Here is a 17522-nt window from a genome sequence, read left to right on the forward strand (position 1 = left end):
CAAGACACGCGAGCTGGCCAACCTCGCCCGCGACCACCTCGCCGAGGTCGCCCGACGCCACCGAACGCGGCAACCAGCGCGTCTGCTCCAACGAACAACTCCCCTGGTCCTTCCTCACCCACACCGGACTAACCATTCACCACAAACCACCACAGAACTAACGAAAAGCTCAGTAGTCCTCGCCGTCCCTCTCGCCGACGGCCCCAATGATCCGCCCGTGCTCATCGCGCCGGATGTGCACTTTGCGCTGTCCGCTGGTGAGGGCGCGGTCGGCGAGCTGTTCGACCAGGCGCTCATCGTGGCTGCGCAGGGCTTGGAGTACGGCTACGAGGGGGCGGTAGGAGGCGGAGGCGACCATGTCGGTCGGGTCCTCGCCGGGCTGGAGGAAGACCGGCACGATGATGCGGGCGATCTTCGTGCTGCCGTCGCGGTTGAGTCGCAGTGCGCGGCCGATGTCCTGCACGACTCCACCTGGGAGCCGCGGGTGTCGGCGAAGCAGATGGCTTCCACGCTTCGCTCGCCGGTGATGTCCACGCCCTCCTCGAGTACGCGCACGGAGGCGAGGAATGCCCGGTGCACGCGCCGGTTGGTGGCGTCGATGCCGCCTGCGAACTGCCGCAGGACTTCGCGCCGCTCCGTGACGAGATGGTCGCCGCACAGCCATGCGGACCAGACGCGGTCCGGGGGTACGTGGCGGCCGGTCTCGAGCTCGTAGAACTCGGCGTCGATCGACGCGCGGGGAGCCGGTCCGCGGCGGCCTCCTCCACCTTCTGGTGGAAGGTCATCACGGTGCGCAGGTTGTGCGCGGCCGCGTGCTCCAGGAGCGCCGTCTGCAAGAGCGCCAGGCGCCAGCCCCGCAGGGCCTCGTCCGACTCTCCGAAGACGGGGGGAGGGGCCGCGGATCTCCAGGACGTCGATCTCGAACCCGGCGAGGATGCCCCGCTCGATCAGCTGCGTCGTCACCTGCGGGACGCTGCCCACCATCGAGACCACGGCAACCGGTAACCCATTGCTCGTCGTGCGCAGGTTCCTCAACACCGTGCTGGTGCGCGCCCCCGGCCCCGGGCTGCGCCTGCGGGCGGCTGCCTGATCCCGACGGTCGGCGCTGGGTACCAGCTCCGACCGCCTCGGCCGGTACGCTGCCCGGGGCGGCGCCGCTGGGTGTCACCCGTTCGGCGGAAAGGCGGGCAGGGGCCGCTTGGTTCTCCGTCCTCCTGGGCAGCACATGGCGTCAACGTCGCCCTGTCGCACGGAGGACCCCTATGCCCCTTCCTGACTCGCTCAAGCCCGGCGACATCCTTCTGACCCGCGGTACAGGGTGGATCTCACGTGCCATCTGCCTCCTGGACGGCAGCGAAGTCAGCCACGCCTCTCTCGCTCTGGACCGCGACACCCTCGCCGAGGCCGTCGGCGAGGGCCTGCGCACCGTCTCGTTCGAGCAAGCCCTGGACGAGCACGACCTGGCCGTCGGCCGCACTCTGGCACAGGCACCGCCCGACATGGCCCCGGTCCTGGACGTGGCACGCGGCTATCTGGCACGCGGGACCTCCTACGCCCATCAGCAGATCCTGCTGCTCGCGGTCTTGTGCGTGACCCGCCGCGCTCCCATGCCGCTGGGCGGGCGGCGAATGGTGCGTACGGTCCTGGATCAGGCGGCGGCCGCGGTCAACACCATGGCCGAGCGCGGCCGGCAGCCCATGATCTGCTCAGAGTTCGTCTACCGCTGCCATCGCGAAGCACACCCGCAACCGCCGTATGCCCTGTCCATCGGCGACGACGGACAGCCGGCCGGACCGACGCTCCTGCGGTGGGCCCACACCCACCCGGCCCTGCCCGCCCTGGCTCCGGGGCTTGCCGGGACCTTCGATCCCGCCGGCGCGGAGAGCGCGCTCGCGCCCCTGGTCGCCGCCTACGCCACAGCCGTAGGCGAAAGCGGCACCCTGCCGGCGGTGCTGCGCCCGCCGGCACCGCCGTCCCTCACCGATCCCAGCGATGAGGAACTGCTGAGCTCGATGATCACCTTTGGCAACGCCTTGCACCGGGCCCGCCACCCCCAGGTGCCCGACGGTGGTTTGCCGTCAGAGCAGGCTCTGGACCAGATCAGCGCTATGGAAGCCCAGCCCGACTTCGTCACCCCCGGCGACCTTCTCCGCACCGGCTCCCTGACCGAGAAGTTCCGCGGAGCGGCCGCCGCGAAGGCACCGGGCAAGCTGGCCGGTATTCCGCTGCCCGGCCGCTGAGCCCAGCCACAGTCACGTCGAAACGACTCCCGCCCTCGTCGGTGTCAAAACCCTCCCGGCATTGTGCGGGGGACGGGGCTGTCCGCCCGGCGTGCCCAGGGGCGGTTCGCTCCCGGCAGCAGTGTCCGGTTTCTCGCGCTGAGGACCGGGTTCTTATGCCGTGCTGGGGAGCGGTGTCTGGAGCAGCCGGCTTTCGGGACAGCACCTCGGGCAGGGCTTGACGCCCGGCTTGTCGAGGATGAGGTGTGCTTCGTTGAGGGAGAGTAAATCCGAGCGCTGCCCCGTTCGAGGCTGGCGGATAGGGTGGCCTGTGTGGTTCCTGCTGATCCGATCCAGCCGCTTCGCGAGTCTCTTGCCAACGCTGATCCTCTCGACGTGAGGACGGGAACGGTGGTGGCGATCGACGGCACTGACGTCGTCGTGCACCTCCATGAGCCGGGCGCATTGCCGGCGGTGGGGGTGGTCGGGCTGCATGAACTGTCGAGGAAGGCATTTGGCCATCCCTCGGAGCTCGTCGAGGTGGGCCAGGAGATCACAGCTGAGGTGATCGCCGAGGATCCTCGGAGGGAGATCGTTCACCTGTCGGCGAGGGCGTGCGAGGACGACGCCCTGCGCTCCTTTCTTCTGGGAGTTCAGCCGGGAGACGTTCTGACGGGAACCGTGGCCGAGGTCCGCGACTTCGGTGTATTCGTTCATCTCGACGGTGAGCCGCCCGGGAGCCGTGCTGGCTTCATCCGGGTGCCCGAGCTGTCGTGGTCGCATATCCGTCACGCGTCGGAGGTGGTCACGGAAGGGCAGCGGGTCACTGTCGAAGCGCTCAACACCGACACGCGGCAGGGCCAGGTGGCCGTATCACTGAAGGCTCTTCAGGAGGACCCCTTCGTGCCCTTCGCCGACCTGGTTGGTCAGACGATGTCCGGAACTGTGACCACGCTCGTTCCCTTCGGGGCTTTCGTTCGTGTCGGTGAAGGTGTCGAGGGCCTCGTTCACGTTTCCGAGCTCGCCGACCCGCCTGTGGAGTCACCCGAGCAGGTGGTCCGCGAGGGTGACGAGTTCATGGTGCGGCTCGTCGAGGTCGACCTTCGGCTTCGCCGGGTCCGGCTTTCACCTGTTCGCGTGCCGTGACTGGCGGCTACGGCCCGGCGGCGACGTGTCTCCAGCCTGCCGCCCCGGCTACGGCACCCGCAGCCGGGGCGCGACGCGATCGACTCGCTGCTGGCCGCTGTCGGCCGGAAATGGCGTGGAGTGCGTCGGGTACGGGCAGCAACGGGCGGCCCCTTCCCAGGGCCAGTCGTACAACGCTCACCCCGGCGGCCAGAGCCAGGCCGACACCACCGGTTCGTCCGGCGGTGATGGAGGCGATGGCAGCTTCGCCCAAGGCGGCCAGCCCGGCGGCGAGACCGTCACGGTGCAGCTTGGCCAGGCGGTGAATTTCACTCCAGACTTGCAGATCGCCTCGGCGGGAAGACTCTGCTGAGGGGCCCGGCCGGTGACACGAGACCGGGGGCCCTGCGCCTGACGAGGGTCCGGCGCCGACTTGCCTGCGGTGAATGTCTCACGGGCCGGGACAGGCATGAGCGGCGCGGAGGAGGCGCCGACCACGCTCGACCGGCTGACCCGGGAACCCGACAGCACCGATATCTCGCCCGTACCGGTCTTCGGTGTGGGTGACGCCACGGACCTCCGGCTACGCCGGGCGGCGGCCCGAGAAGGGGGATCTTGGAACAGGCTGTGCCGGACACGCGGGCCCGGCACAGCCTGAGGGGCACGAATCCTGCTTCAGAGCCTCGCACTCAGCCCGAAGGCGTTGGCTTCGGGAGCAGGACCGCCCAGCAGCCCGGCCAGGTGCGCCCGGTCGCCGTCCTCGGCCCGGCCCCCAGTTGTGCTGCTGGCTGGTCTGCAGATGTTGCTGGAGAGGGCCCTGGGACATGCCGGTGTGCTGGCAGTACGCGGCGATCAGCATGGACACCCTGTCCAGGGTGTCGGCTGCGTCCGTGGCCCGGTATTTGTCATCCGCGTCGTGGCGGCTGCCGGGCAGCGGACGGCCGACGGCGACCTCCAGGTGGCTTGCCCCGATAGCTGGCCCCGCCCCGAATATCAGCCCGCTCCCGGGCCGCGCCCACGTCGTCCAGGACGGCACCGCCCACCCCACGCTGCTCATGACCGACGCCGAGGCCGCCGGCTGGCTCGCTGCCACAGGGGGCCGGAGAGGTCTGTCCCGGAGCCGGACACGCCACGGGCCCCGGGGGCCAGCATGGCCCCCGGGGCGCGGCTATGGAGTCACGTGGCCCAACGCCTGCGCTGCTGTGGTGCCTCGCAGAGCCGACCGGTCTCAGATCGGCGCGCTCAGTCTTCCCCGGTCTGCGTCGGCTCGATCTGGTGGAGGCGTACACGCACCTGGACGCCGAGTCGACGCGGCCCATGCACCGCCGGCACACGCCGCGATCCAGGACCGGGCCACGGCCGTCCGCGCATCCTGGGCACGTCACCTTCGGCTGGCTAAAGCCGAAGGTGAGCACCCATCCGTCGCCTTCGGTGGCCTTGCGTGCCATGGGAGACCTCGTCTGCGGAGCGTTCGTCCCCGTCGCTTCCCGTCTCGACCGCCAGGTAGACGGCGAGGCAGCCATCGGGTCGCATGCGACAGCTATCCCTGTAGGCATCCAGTTCCCTCCTCAACGGCACGCGCAGCCGCGAACCCGTCCCGGCCGCGCTCATCATGACCAGCTTGCTCAAGCAGCCCGCTTCTACCCCTAGCTGAAGGCCGACATCGAAAACGGCGGCGGGGCGGTTCCTGCCGATGGCGCTCCGGCGGCCACGCCCGCGAACCGCCATGCCCGGCTGTGCCCGTGCCCGCAGTCGGGGTCTGCCTCGGCACCGGGTACCACCGTTGTTGCTGTGCCTGGGAGTGTGGCTGTGCCCGTGCCCGCAACCTCACAGGGCCCGGTCCCGGCTTCGCGTCCTCGCTGGCTAAGGGGTCTCGGCGATGTCCTCGACGTCTTCCTTGCCCCGCCCCCGGCCGTCCACGGCGAGGCATCCCTGGCCGCTCCCGCGCCCACCTGCGGGCTGCAGGGGAGCGTGCTGGTGGGGCTGCGCCGCCTGCCGTCGGTACCAGCGCCAGGTGAGAACGGCCAGTGTCAGGTAGAGGGCGCCAGCAGCAGGGCCGACCTGAAGAGGGTTGGCCCATGAGGGGTAAATCTTCGCGAACAGTGGCGCCGCCAATGACCGCCGCGCCGCCCAGGATCACGCAGGAGGCCGTGGTCGGGCCGGGCTTCATGCGGTTGTAGAACGGTGGGGCTGGAGCAGGAGGAGGGCAATGTCGTCGGTGTGCCGGCCGGAGGGGCGGGTGTAGGCGACAAGGCTGTCGATGAGCTGATGCGGGGGGAGGCCGCCCGACTCGCTCAGATGCCGGGCGAGGGCGGCGGTTGTCTGGCTTACTGATCGTTTCAGAATGAGTTGAGCTGCGGGTCTTGCACTCGCCAATCCTGGTCGGCAGGGTGTCCGGGTGCGTGCTGATCTTGTTCCGGACGACCTGTGGGAGCGGGTGGCCCCGTTGCTGCCACCCGCTCCCGAACGGCGCCGCCGGTATCCCGGGCGGTTGCGTGTTCCTGACCGAACAGCACTCGCCGGAGTCCTGTTCGTGCTGCGGACCGGTGTCGCCTGGCGGGACGTCCCGGCGGAGACCGTGGGCTGTTCCGGGGTGACGGCCTGGCGCCGGCTGCGGGACTGGACCGAGGCCGGCGTCTGGCCACGCCTGCACGCCGCCCTGCTGACCGAACTGCGCCGCGCGGACTTGTTGGACCTGGACGACTGCTCCGTGGACGGGTCGCACGTCCGGGCCCTCAAAGGGGGGATCACGTCGGCCCTTCACCCGTCGACCGCGCCCGCCCCGGCTCGAAGCACCACCTGATCGTCGACCGCCACGGAACCCCGCTCGCCGTCACTCTCACCGGCGGCAATCGCCACGACGTCACCCAGCTCCTGCCCCTGCTCGACGCCCTCCCACCGATCCGCGGACGGCGGGGACGTCCCCGCCGCAAGCCCCGGCGCCTGTATGCCGACCGGGGCTACGACTTCGACAAGTACCGCCGCCTGCTGTGGAAGCGGGGCATCAAGCCGTTGATCGCGCGACGCGGCGTCGCCCACGGCTCCGGACTGGGCAAGGTGCGCTGGGTGGTCGAGCGCGCCTTCGCCTGGCTGCACCAGTTCAAACGGCTCCGCACCCGCTACGAGCGACGCGCCGATCTTCATCAGGGCCTGCTCGAACTGGCCTGCGGCCTCATATGCCTGCGCCGCCTGCGCACCCCATCCTGATCGATCAGCTGGCTACGCTGAACCACCCCGGTCGCACCTCGGTCAGAAGCGGTTGCAGGGACCGCACTGCGGTCCGCAGGTCCTGATCAGTGACGTCGAGAGGCTCCGGCAGGCTCAGCCCGTACGAGCGCAGCCGCCAGAGGTCGAAGATTTCGCTCCCGTCGGCGTCGAAGTCGACATCGACCTCGGTGCCGTTGTCGCTGACGAAGCGGCACCCGGCCCCATGAACCGTGTAGGAGTAGGTGCCGATGTGCCCACTCCGGCTGATGATTCGGCGCGAACGGACCAGGCCGAGGACATCTGCGAGTTGCTCAAGCGACGGGATCGCGGCCCTCATAGCCTCGTCAACCGCGTTCAGAGCCTCGACGTAGCCAAGCACGAGCTCCCGTGCAGCCCCAACCCGTTCCATACAGCACCATCCCCCCTGAGCCCGTGGCTGAAGGGATTGTTCCATGAGCCGCCAGCGTCTCCGCAGGACGGCATTCTGAAACGATCAGTTATGTCGGTGCCGGGCACCTCCACGAGGCCGTCGGTGTAGAGGGCGAGGAGGGATCCAGGGGGCAGGGGAAGGCTGGTGAGCGGATAAGAAGGGGTCCCCAGGCCGAGCCCGAGAGGCGGGCCGGGGTCGATGTCTACGGCTTGGGCCCGGTGGTCGGGGTGGCGCAGGAGCGGCGGGGGGTGGCCGGCGCTGGTGAGGGTCACTCGGTGGTGGGCCAGGTCGAGATGGGCGTAGAGGCAGGAGGCGAACCGCCCGGCGTCCAGGTCTGCCAGGTCCCGGTCGGTACGGGCGAGGACTTGGTCGGGGGGCGCGCCGGCGGTGGCGTGGGAGTGGACCGCGGTGCGGACTTGGCCCATGAGGGCGGCGGCTGTCACGTCGTGGCCTTGGACGTCGCCGATGATGGCTGCGGCGGTGGTGTCGGTGAGGCGGATGAGGTCGTAGAAGTCGCCGCCGATGTCCATGCCGTGGCTGGCGGGGAGGTAGCGGGCGGCGACGTCGAGTCCGGTCACGGTGGGCAGGGTGTGGGGCAGGAGGGTCTGCTGGAGAGCGTGGGCGAGGTTGTGCTTGGCGTCGTAGAGGCGGGCGCGGTCCAGGGCTTGGGCGATGAGCCCCGCCAGCGGCGTGAGGACGGAGCGTTCCGCGGCGGTGAAGGTGTGCGGACGGTTGTAGGCGAGCAGGCAGCAGCCGATGGGGCGCCCGGAGGTAATCAGCGGGAGGAAGGCCCAGGCGTGCTTGTCGCTGGTCTGCGGCGTTCCGGGGTAGGCCCGGGCCAGCTCGGTGCGGTCGGTGAAGAAGGAGGCGGTTCCGGTTGCCAGGGCATGGCCGGCGGGGGTGAGATCGGCATCCGTGGGCAGGCCGTCGAGTCGCTCGATGACCTCCGGGTCGTAACCGCGGTATCCGATGATCCGGATGCGTCCGACTTCAGTTGTGGACATGATCAGACCCTGGGCGCCGAAAGCGGGGAGGATCTGATCGGCGGCCAGATTGACGACGTCTTGGACACTCACGGTATCGGTCAACGCGGCCGCCAGGTACACGAGCAGGTGAATACGGCTCGCGTCCGGGGTGCCGACGGCAGCCGGCTCCTCGCCGACTGGCCTGTCGGAGCGGCCAGCGGTACTGCTGGGCGTGATGAGGACGCTGATTCCGCTGTCGCCCGGGTAAAGGCGGAGGCCGAGCCACCGGTCCGGCGGGCTCAGGACGGTCATGGCGGCTGGCTCGCGGCTGGTCACGGCCGTGCGGTAGGTATCCATACAGGTGACGTTGTCCAGCCACGGCAGCGACTGCCACGGCTGGGTACCCAACAGTTGCCTCACCGGTTTGCCCAACAGGTCGGTGGCAGCGGTGTTGGCGAAGGTGATCCTTCCTTCCGGATCGAGGGAAAGTGCTCCGAGGGGAAGACGCTCGACCAGGTCGGCCGCCGCGAGCGCCTGATGTGTCTTTGTCGTGCGGGGGTGGTGCAGAGGGGGGACGTAGCGGGGCCGGTCCGGAATGGTCGGAGGGGGGTTTGCCGCGTCCAGGACCTGGGCGATGCTCTGCGAGCTGAAGGCGATGTGCTCACGCTCGCGAAGCGTAAGCCAGGACGAGCGACCGGCCGGCCACATCAACATCAGCGTGCCCCAGCGCTGGCGTACGCCTCTCAGCGGGGCGACCGCGAACGCGAGAGGGTAAGGGATACTCGCGGCGGAGCGCGGATACAAGCGGGCCAGCTCCTCCTGAGAACCCACCCACACGAGCCGATCCTCGTACAGCGCATCCGGGGTCGGCCCCCGGGAAGCGAGCGCAGCCCGCCACCACGGAGCGAAAGCCTCGACCGGCAGACCGCACAGCACAACCAAGCCCAGTACCTCTTCCGCGGTGTCCTTCAGATAGACACCCCCGGCCATGGCACCGGTACGGCGTACAGCCATCGCCAACGCCTCGCTCAGCTGATCAACCGCACTGGGTCGCTCACGGCACCCGCTCACCTGGCGCAGAACCTAACACCCATAACCAGACGGTACGCCCGCCGGACAGAGGCGGCACGCGGTGACAGGACAGCACCAGAGGGGGACGGATCACTACCTGGCAGACCACCCGGATCCTGCCCGTCGAGGCACCTCATCAGGCTGAAGGCATCCGGTCGAGAGATAGGTCGCGCTGATCGCGTGCATGGGTCCTCCGGCCGGGGAGACGGGCACGTAGTCACCCCTTCGTCTCGTCGCGACCGGTGCCGTCGGCAGGACACCACCGGTCGCCATAGGGAACCACCCGGCGCGCGCAGCCCCCGGCGCGCGCCTGGACACCGGCCGACTCGGCTCGGCCTACCGGCCGTCTCCAGTGCCCTCACTGCCCACTGCCGCCTCGTCGCCGAGCCGCTCGCCCGTACCGGGATCAAGCGTCGGATGGGCCCACGTGACGGGAATCGAGTAGGAACGGGACAGGGAGGGCTGGTCAGCGCCGCCGCACCTCGCAGTTGAGCGGCGGGTTGCCGCCGACGTGGCAGATGTCGACGCCGGCGCCACCGTCGACCACGCCCTGGTTGTCGGGCACGACGATCACGTCGTTGCCGTCGAAGCCCTCAACCGATCCCTTGTTCACCACTCCGGAGCGGAAGGTGATGCGGTCGTCGCCCCGGGCCCCGCGGACGAGGGTGCTTTGCGCCGTGGTGGCGTTTTCGAGGTCGATCTGGTCACTGTCCTGACCGCCGCGGACCTTTCCTTCCACCGTGCCGCTGATCGTGATCCGGTCGCGGCCGAACTGCCCGTCGAGGTCCCCCTCGGGGAACAGGTGGGAGCCCCGGTTCGTCGTGATGGCGTCCGCGTCGTCACCGGCGTTGAGCCGCCCGCGGATGTCGCCGCTGAAGGTGATGGTGTCGTTCCCCGCCAGGGCGTTGATGACATGCCCCGTGTCCAGGAAGGAGCAGATGACGGTGTCGTTGCCGGGAGTGCCGTTGATGACCGGGCCCGGCTGCGGGACGCCGTTGACCGTGCAGGACGAGGCCGCCTGCGCGGGGACGGCAAGGGCGCCCAGAGCCGTCGCGGGGAGGAGCAGGAGAGCCGCCGCGGCGGCCAGCCGGGTGGTGCGGCGGCGCGCGCTGCGGGCTGGGGTGTGCTGCGCTGCGTTCATGAACGCGTTCCCATCGCGAGAAGGGGAGCAGGTTCCCTCACGGAACCGGACAATCCCCTTTCTGCCTAGGCCCTGATGCACCAATACCGGGCTTGACTACATGAAACGCCTCGGAAATCACTCGGCCGGACTAACGTCGGGCCGCCTGCATCTGAGACCTCGTACGCGTACGGTGTCGTGGCCGCACACAGCTACGGCAGGGTGGGCGGCCACGTCGGGCGTGACCGCTGGCACCGGCCGGTCGCCCGCCGGTGGTGTTGCCGTGGGTCATCTGTTCCTCGATGAGCTGCGCCAGTTTGGACGGCAGGAGGACAGGGTGGCGGCCAATGGTGGGGTAGGTGGAGTCTTGTGTATCGCGATGCCGAGTTTTCGTAGTGCGTTCAGCTGTTCCTGGGTCCGGTTGCAGGGGGCCGCAGCCTGCTGGATGAGCATCGCGGTGATGACCGCGCTGCGGTTGGTCTGGCCGGTGAACTGCTCGACGAGGAGAGCCACCTGCTAGGGCAGGTCGGAAGACCTCGTGCCCGACGGACGATAGTGAAGTGAACGCGCTAATTTCGCCACAAGCTGTGCGAGAACCCTAGGTGCGCGCTTGAGAGTGATATATAGCCAATCAGGGTATATATGCTTCAAGGGGGGTGCTGCTGGGGGAAGGGGGTTTTCCATGGCGTTGATGCACACGATCCGGCACGGTGACGCATGGGAGCCATGGGGCAATGTCGAGACCGTGGTCGGCGACATCGGGGCCCGTGCGGCTTGCTGTGCGGAGCGCGGCGGCAACCTCCACGTGGTGGCCCAGGGGCGAAGAGCCTTGTGGCACACCATCAGGTTCAGCGATGAGAAGAGCTGGCAGGTCTGGGGAGACGTAGGAGCGGGCGGTGCAGGCGTACCTGGACACATGCATGCTCTGGGCGCCTCCCCTGTCGGTCCCGACCTGCATGTGCTGGGAACGGCCTTTCTCGATCCGGAGGATGACCCATCCACGGTCTGGCACACCATCCGTTACGGTGGTACGGGCCGCTGGCATCCTTTCGGAAACGTCAACGCCACCGCTGCGGGGGACCCTTCCCACCGATCTCAGTACAGCAATCCCTACTGCGCTGAAGTCGGCGGCAACCTGCATGGATTGGTGTCTGGTGTAGCCGGCGACGGCGTCAACCTGGTCGGGTTCCACACCATCCGCTTCTCCGACAACTGGCAGCCCTATACCAACCTCAACCACGCCGTCTCCCGTAGCAATCTGGGACCCAGCGCCTGCGCGGAGATCGGCGGTGACCTTCATCTGGTGGCCATCAGTGGTGACGGGCGTTTCTATCACAGCATTCGCTCCAGCACGACAAGCAACTGGATCCGCGCCGGCGACGCGAGCGCTGCCGCCGGAGGGCAAGGGTTGAACTTCGCCGATGGCCTGGTGGCCTGCGCGAACGTCGGCGGCAACCTCCACGTGGTCCTTGTCGCAGGTAATGCCGCGGGCACGCTGTACCACACCATCCGTTTCTCCGACTCCGGCACCTGGCAGACCATCGCGAATCTCACCCACGTTCTGGGCCCGCCCATCCCACCCGGCTCCCACGGACTGTCCTATTCGGGTTTCAGCTGCGCGGGCGTGCGGGGGGAACTGCAGGTAGTGCTGAGCGTGGATCCGTTCTGAAGAGAGCCCGGTCGGTGAAGTAGCGCGCCTGCTGCTGGTAGTCCCCGCCGAACGGATTCATGCCGCCACTGTGGCCGACCTGACGGATGGCCGTAGGCCCTTTGGGTTCTTCCCCAGTCGTCCAACAAGCCATCGCCCAAAAGCCGCGGCTTCTCCGGGGGCGCTGCGAGTGTGCGGTTCGAGTTCACGCAGCTCAGAAGCGGTCGGGATGAGGGGAACGGGTGCAACAGGTGTGGTGGACGTGACAGGCAGCGGAGGCGGTCGGCCCGCCGTGCCTGCCCCGCGCCCCGGGGGTCCGTCCGAGGGTTCCTGACGCCGTGACCGGCGACGTGTCGCGAGGCAGGCACAACGCCTTGGCCGTAGTGGTCCGGTCCTCGGCCGCTACGCCCAGGAGGCGGTGTAGCCGAACCCCATCGAGAGGGGGAAGGCCATCGATCTGATCGCCAGTGTGCCGTTGTCGGAGAACCAGCCCCGTTCCTTCGGGGAGTAGGAGATCGGTCCCTTCGGGAATTCACGCCAGTCGCCCTTTTCGCCGATGGCGTACCGGGTCACGCGGAACGGTTCGCCGGTTCCGTCGCTGGCGAAGATCCGTTTCGCGACGGCGGGCTTGCCCATCGTGACGTGGTGGTCCTTCCCGTCGAGGGTGACCCAGAAGTTGTCGGTGCCGCTACCGCCGCCGAAGCCGCCGGCGAATCGGTCCAGGGTGAGGGTGACCGCTCGTTGCATGCCGTCCCAGGAGACGGCGTCGTAGGTCGTGGACTCGCCGAGTCGGGCGTCTTCGCCGTTGAGGGTGCGGACGGTGTAGCCGAGGGGAACGTAGCTGCGGTAGGTCTGTTCGGTGGGGAAGATGTTCTTGTAGTCGCCGCTGACCAGTGCCTGGAGGACCTCTTCGGGGACGCCTTTGCCGATGATGGTCATCTTGGACTGGTTGAAGACGTTCTTGTAGCGCGTCTTGAGTTCCGTGGAGATCTCGGAGCCGAAGCCGCTGAAGCTGGCCTGGAGGGCGGCGTTGATCTCGGTCTCGCTGCTGGAGGACGTCAGGGTGAAGATCACGATGCGTCCGTAGTGGACCTCTGAGACGATCAGCGGCGGGTTCTTCGAGCTCATGACGCCGCGGTCGACCAGGGCCTGGAGCTTGGTCTCGGTGAAGCTGTCGCCGAAGAACGACCCCGGGGGTTCCATGTCGCATTGCGCGGTGAAGCCGTGCTGGCGCAGGTAGACCACCACCGTGTTGTGGTACTCCTTGCGTTCGATCGCGGCGTCCAGCTTCGCGCCGAATCCGCCGTATCGGGCGGAGACTCCCAGTTGCGGTGCGGCTTCCTGCCCGGTGTATGCCTCGGTCTTGGTGAAGTAGGGGTTGGTGGAAGGGCAGATCTTCTCGCCGATGATCGTGCTGAGCGCCTCGTTGATGTTGCTCAGGGTGGGCGGTGACGCGGTCTCCTTCCCTTCCAGGCGGGTGATGGAGATGCCCAGTTCCGCCCGGTCCTCGGTGTCGATCCCGACCGGCACCAGGATGCCGTTCTTGAGCAGGGGGGGGCGGACTGGACGATCGAGCCGGGGAAGCAGTACGGGTCGGAGTCCGCGTCGACCGCCGCCACCTGGCTTGGGGTGCGGGCGACGGTCCACTTCTGCGTGGTGCGTTGGCGTCCGTTGATCGGCTCGACCCTGGGGTCGCCCACCTTCTCCGTCTTCGTCGGCTGGTGCGGTGCCAGGTCCCCCCACTTGGCCCAGGTCCGCAGCCGGGCGTCGATGTCGGCCTCCACTTGTCGTCGGGTTCGGGTCGCTTCCGGCATCGCGGCTCCGCAGGGCCGCGGTTCGCCCGAAGGGCGGGTGGACCGGATCGATCCGTACGGGGCATGGCATTCGGACGCCCAGTGTTTCAGCGGGAGAGCCGGGCGGCATCGTGCGCGGGCCGTCTGTGGCGGCCGTTCGGGCTGCGCTACGGCGGATCCCGGCGCCGGGGTGTCTCACGCGTGCTCGGGTGCGACGTCCCGGGGCTCGGCCTGCTGCTGCCGCGGGTGCCGGACGACGGGTCCACCCTCCACGGCGTTCCACTCCCAGTTCTTGGCGTTGAAGTGCCTGGGGATCTTGAACCCCGAGGCCATCTTCCGTATCCCGTACCACGCGGCCTTGGCGACAGCCGCATCGGCCGGCGACCGATGCAAGGCGTGGATCCTTGAGTGGAGGTCGCTGAGGAGGGTGTGCTGCGGGGCCCTGAGGATGACTTTGGCCCCCAGGTCCATAGCGTCGCCGGGCTCGTCCTTGCGATCGTGTGGGCCCTTGAAGAGGTTGCCGGGCAGCCAGATGTAGAACCGCCAGAAGTCGTCGAATCCGTCATGGCGACCGCCGCCGGCCGCGTGGGCGATGGTGCCCCGGCGCAGTCCCCTGACCAAGTCGACGACCCTCGGAACGTCCTGGGGGTTGATCGATCCCGGCGGGGCGATCATCGCCTTGTAGGCCGCGGCATGGGATTCCAGGTACTGGAGGTACGCTCTGGCCGCGCCGAACTGCGCGTTGTGGAGGGTGTCGACCCACAGCTGACCCAGGTCGTGTTTGGACACGACGTGGTGGTACGTCATCGCCAGACCTCTGTGGCCCGGGATGTCACCGGTCCCGACATCACCGTAAGGCTGCCCCATGTCTTTCGGAAGCGGCTCCAGATTCCAGTAAGTGACCTTGGGCATGAGGTTCCTCCTCGTGGATCGCGTCGGCCACCCGCAGGGTCCGGCAGCCGGGGTCGGTCGGGTGCGGCCGAAGTCAGCGCGGTCGGCGATGCCGACCAGGGCCGGGACCGCCGAGGCGACCAGACTCGCTCGTCGATCATCTACCCCTCCGGCGCTGCGAACATAGATCCGCCCTGGGCCACTCAGCGGGCGCGCAAACGCATGTGAGGGGCGCACGACCATGCCACTTACACCCACCGGCCCGATGCGCACGCCCCGCCCCCATCTCCTCGCGCGCTCCACGACCGACCACGATCAGGCCCAGCTCCTCCACTGCAATCCGCCAGTCCCGGCCCATCCGCCCGCACCACCGCAGGTACAAGGCGACGTGCCCGGCGTACGTACACGTCGTCAGCTCCGCCTGATCCCGGCCGAACCGCACATGCCGCAAGAACGCGTCCGCCTCCGGCACCACCGCGAAGTCCTCATCCACCACCGTCCAGTACCGGACGCCGGACGGCAGCCTCACACGAAAAGGCCCGCAAGGATCTCCTCCGATCTCATCTGCCACGTGCCGCGACGATCACGACAACCCCAGAGATGCGGAGAAGAAGCCCAGGTCACCCGATGCAGTGCACCGTCACACCACACTCGGCGACGCCCGAGAGAACGGTGTGGAGACACAGGCTCTGAGGGCGGATCGCAGCAGATCGCCGTGGCTGCTGCGTGGGAGCTGTGGTGGAGGTGCCCGGTGCGGACGAGGGACATCCGTGTCGGGGGTACGTACATCGTCAACGTGCCTCAGCGGATCCTGCCCGCGCTACGGGACCGCGTGCCGCGCGGCCGGGAGGGGTTCGCCGCGGACATGCGGCTGCATCTGGCCGACGGTTCGAGATCACGGTCACCGGCGTGCATACGGACACGCGCACGGTGGACGGCTTCGAGTCGGTGGCCACCAGTAAGTCGCCCTCCCGTTGGCCTCCGAGCAGGCCGAGGCCCTCGGGCTGCCGGAGCCGGAGGAGGCATACGGGAGTACGCCGTCGCCCGAGGTCGGGGTCGGTGTGGGGTGGCCTCGTCCCGTAGCCGTCGAGCCCGGGCCTGCTCGGGGATATTCGTACGGGGGCGGCGGCTGCCAGCGGCTTACGTGGTCGTGAGGGAGGCTCGCCGTCTGGCTGCGGAGCCTGAGTGGCGTCAGCCGGCGTGGCGGTACCGGCCGCGTCTGGACGCCGGCCGTGCCGCTGTCGGGCCCGGCCCTGCCGGCCGCCGCCCGTACCCTCCACCACCTCGCTCGCACCCACCATGTGCCGGTCCTGGACACCGACGCCCCCGCCACGGTCGCCGCCCTGAACCCCGGCCTGACCCTGACCCTCACCCGCGACGGCGAGCGCGCCGAGCTGGCCGTCACGGAACGCGACTACGGACGGCTCGCCGACTTCGCCCTGACCGCCGACATGCCACACGCCCGCTTCATCACCGCGTCCCCGATCGCCCACGACCGCCGCCCCGGCTCCGAGGCCGTATCCGCCGATCTCCAGGCCCTGCACACCCTCACCGGACCTGCGCCCGCTGCGCACCCGCCCGCGCCCTCACATGCCGTCAGCACCCCGCACAGCCCTGCCCCGGACACCCAGGCCGCTACCCCCGACAAGCCGGCCGAGCCGTCCGGGTCACCCACACCCGCCGCTGCGCCCGGCCGCCGGCGCCGCCGAGCCGGCCGCTGGTGCGGCCGACGCGGATCTCACGGCGGCCGAGGACGAGCTGCTCGAGGCCGCCCGTCCTTCACTTCCGGCACCCAAGGAGGCTTCTCCACACGCCTGACGGGCGCGATGGCTGCCCTGCGCGACGCCGCACCCCGAACGGGGGTGCGGGCCCTGGTGCCTGGTCAGGCGGTTCTGGGCCGCGGGTGGGTCAGCGGGTGATATACCCGGCCCCGGGCGTCCGGCCGGATCGAAGAACCGCCTCCCAGCCACCCGTCACGACGTGGGCCGGTTCCTCGCTACGGGCGAGCATGCAGCCGCTCCGCCTGCCATCGGAAGGGCACCGGACCCTGGCGCAATGCATGAATGACAAGCTGACATTCCGTGTCCTAATCTCAGCGCCGATGGCCAACTGATGGCAGGTATGGCGCGATTCTGGGACTGGCTGGTCGGGGCCGTCGCTCGATTGAGAGAGCGGATTGTCGATCGGAAGTGTGGTCCCCTGGTTGGCTCGGCAATACGGTCCGGTGGCGGGGGCTTGGCTGCTGGCTCCGGGCTCGGTTCTCCAAGGGGAGGGATTCTTCGTGTCCGCACCTACTGGCTCCGTGACTGCCGATGGGCTGTTCTTGCCTGCTGAGCGAGGGCGACGTGCGCTGGGCCACCTCGGCATCATCCTCGGCCTCATGGCGTTCCTCCTGGTTCTGGAAGTGATTGCGTTCTTCCTGGGGGGAGTGCTGATTGCGCGCGGAGGCATAGGGATCATGGGTGCTGTAGGTGTGGGTGGGTACGTGGGGCTTCCGGTGTTCGCCGGGGTGTGCAGCCTGCCGATGTTCGTCGCGTCGTGGCGGCAGCCGGCGCTACGGATCAATGCGGCGGGCATCAGCAAGGTGCGGCGGCACAAAGTCGAGACAGTTCCCTGGGCCGCCCTCGAGGCAGTCCGGTTCACGCCGAATCGAGGCATCCTGGTGTTGCGGTTACGGGCGGGCGCCACCCTTCCGGGCAAGCAGCGGGTGCTGAATCGGTCTGTGTTCCTGCCTTTCTACGCCCTGGGGAACAGGCTCTGGCGTCGCCGTCGTCCCGCGCATCCTGACCTGATCGCCGCCGCCGTGGAGCGCTTCGCCCCGGGCACATACAGCGACGAGCCGTTCCTGATGCCAGGGGAGGCAGCTAGGCGACGGAGAAGTCGAAGGGCCGCATGACGGGGGTCTGCGGCCGTGATCTCCTCGCGGGTGGCGGTCTGCTCCGCGCGTCCTGGGCAGTGCCGCAGCGTGTTCCGGCGGAACCAGGTCCCGCTTCCGGCGTCCCGGCAACCGCCGCGTCCTCCGGGGAGATCCCGCCTGCCCCCGCAGACGCCGC

The 17522-nt window shown here is 68.9% G+C and carries 12 protein-coding genes and 1 pseudogene; 7 read left to right on the plus strand and 6 right to left on the minus strand.

The window, feature by feature from the left end; all coding sequences use genetic code 11:
* Positions 1-175: 175 nt before the first annotated feature.
* Positions 176-957, minus strand: a pseudogene (locus AS857_RS41500) (DEAD/DEAH box helicase); the annotation flags it as partial.
* On the opposite strand from AS857_RS41500, the gene AS857_RS40035 reads away from it, so the two are divergent.
* The 4 genes from AS857_RS40035 (at position 935) to AS857_RS37800 (ending at position 6551) form a co-directional block, all read left to right on the plus strand.
* A complete protein-coding gene (locus AS857_RS40035; protein ID WP_160330267.1) occupies positions 935-1090 on the plus strand; it encodes a hypothetical protein in 156 nt (51 codons plus the stop codon). The pseudogene AS857_RS41500 and the gene AS857_RS40035 overlap by 23 nt on opposite strands.
* A 172-nt stretch (positions 1091-1262) precedes the next feature.
* On the plus strand, positions 1263-2240 hold the full coding sequence (locus AS857_RS17020) for a C40 family peptidase (RefSeq protein ID WP_058043920.1): 978 nt from the start codon (positions 1263-1265) through the stop codon (positions 2238-2240).
* Between the two features lie 312 nt (positions 2241-2552).
* A complete protein-coding gene (locus AS857_RS17025; RefSeq protein WP_245699997.1) occupies positions 2553-3365 on the plus strand; it encodes a S1 RNA-binding domain-containing protein in 813 nt (270 codons plus the stop codon).
* A gap of 2377 nt (positions 3366-5742) precedes the next feature.
* A protein-coding gene (locus AS857_RS37800) for an IS5 family transposase (RefSeq protein WP_162492566.1) occupies positions 5743-6551 on the plus strand; the annotation gives its coding sequence in 2 pieces (ribosomal slippage) (positions 5743-6082 and positions 6082-6551; 810 coding nt in all).
* Positions 6552-6555: 4 nt separating this feature from the next.
* Here AS857_RS37800 and AS857_RS17045 read toward each other — a convergent pair.
* The 3 genes from AS857_RS17045 to AS857_RS17055 all read right to left on the minus strand — a co-directional run bounded on the left by AS857_RS17045 (position 6556) and on the right by AS857_RS17055 (position 10158).
* Positions 6556-6930: a DUF6896 domain-containing protein gene (locus AS857_RS17045; protein ID WP_245699632.1), complete on the minus strand. Its 375-nt coding sequence runs from the start codon at positions 6928-6930 to the stop codon at positions 6556-6558.
* Entirely contained in the window at positions 6906-8960 is a 2055-nt protein-coding gene (locus AS857_RS17050) for a SpoIIE family protein phosphatase (RefSeq protein ID WP_107105599.1), read from the minus strand. Before AS857_RS17050 ends, AS857_RS17045 begins: the two co-directional genes overlap by 25 nt.
* Positions 8961-9483: 523 nt before the next feature.
* Entirely contained in the window at positions 9484-10158 is a 675-nt protein-coding gene (locus tag AS857_RS17055) for a hypothetical protein (RefSeq protein WP_058043923.1), read from the minus strand.
* 661 nt (positions 10159-10819) lie between these two features.
* Between AS857_RS17055 and AS857_RS39620 the strand changes: the two genes are divergently transcribed.
* A complete protein-coding gene (locus AS857_RS39620; protein ID WP_144440870.1) occupies positions 10820-11806 on the plus strand; it encodes a hypothetical protein in 987 nt (328 codons plus the stop codon).
* Between the two features lie 381 nt (positions 11807-12187).
* Here the strand turns inward: AS857_RS39620 and AS857_RS17065 are convergent, their stop codons facing one another.
* Positions 12188-13315: a thiol-activated cytolysin family protein gene (locus AS857_RS17065; protein WP_058043925.1), complete on the minus strand. Its 1128-nt coding sequence runs from the start codon at positions 13313-13315 to the stop codon at positions 12188-12190.
* A 458-nt stretch (positions 13316-13773) separates the two neighbouring features.
* The gene (locus AS857_RS17070) at positions 13774-14367 is read right to left on the minus strand and encodes a hypothetical protein (RefSeq protein WP_144440871.1); all 594 of its coding nucleotides are present in this window, start codon (positions 14365-14367) and stop codon (positions 13774-13776) included.
* A 1334-nt stretch (positions 14368-15701) separates the two neighbouring features.
* Here AS857_RS17070 and AS857_RS17080 point away from each other — a divergent pair.
* Together AS857_RS17080 and AS857_RS17085 are read left to right on the plus strand one after the other, a co-directional pair.
* On the plus strand, positions 15702-16388 hold the full coding sequence (locus AS857_RS17080) for a hypothetical protein (protein WP_058043928.1): 687 nt from the start codon (positions 15702-15704) through the stop codon (positions 16386-16388).
* A 461-nt stretch (positions 16389-16849) separates the two neighbouring features.
* A complete protein-coding gene (locus tag AS857_RS17085) occupies positions 16850-17365 on the plus strand; it encodes a hypothetical protein (protein WP_144440872.1) in 516 nt (171 codons plus the stop codon).
* Positions 17366-17522 lie beyond the last annotated feature (157 nt).

This window comes from Streptomyces roseifaciens (genome assembly GCF_001445655.1).
In the GTDB taxonomy this organism is placed as follows: Bacteria; Actinomycetota; Actinomycetes; order Streptomycetales; family Streptomycetaceae; genus Streptomyces; species Streptomyces aureoversilis.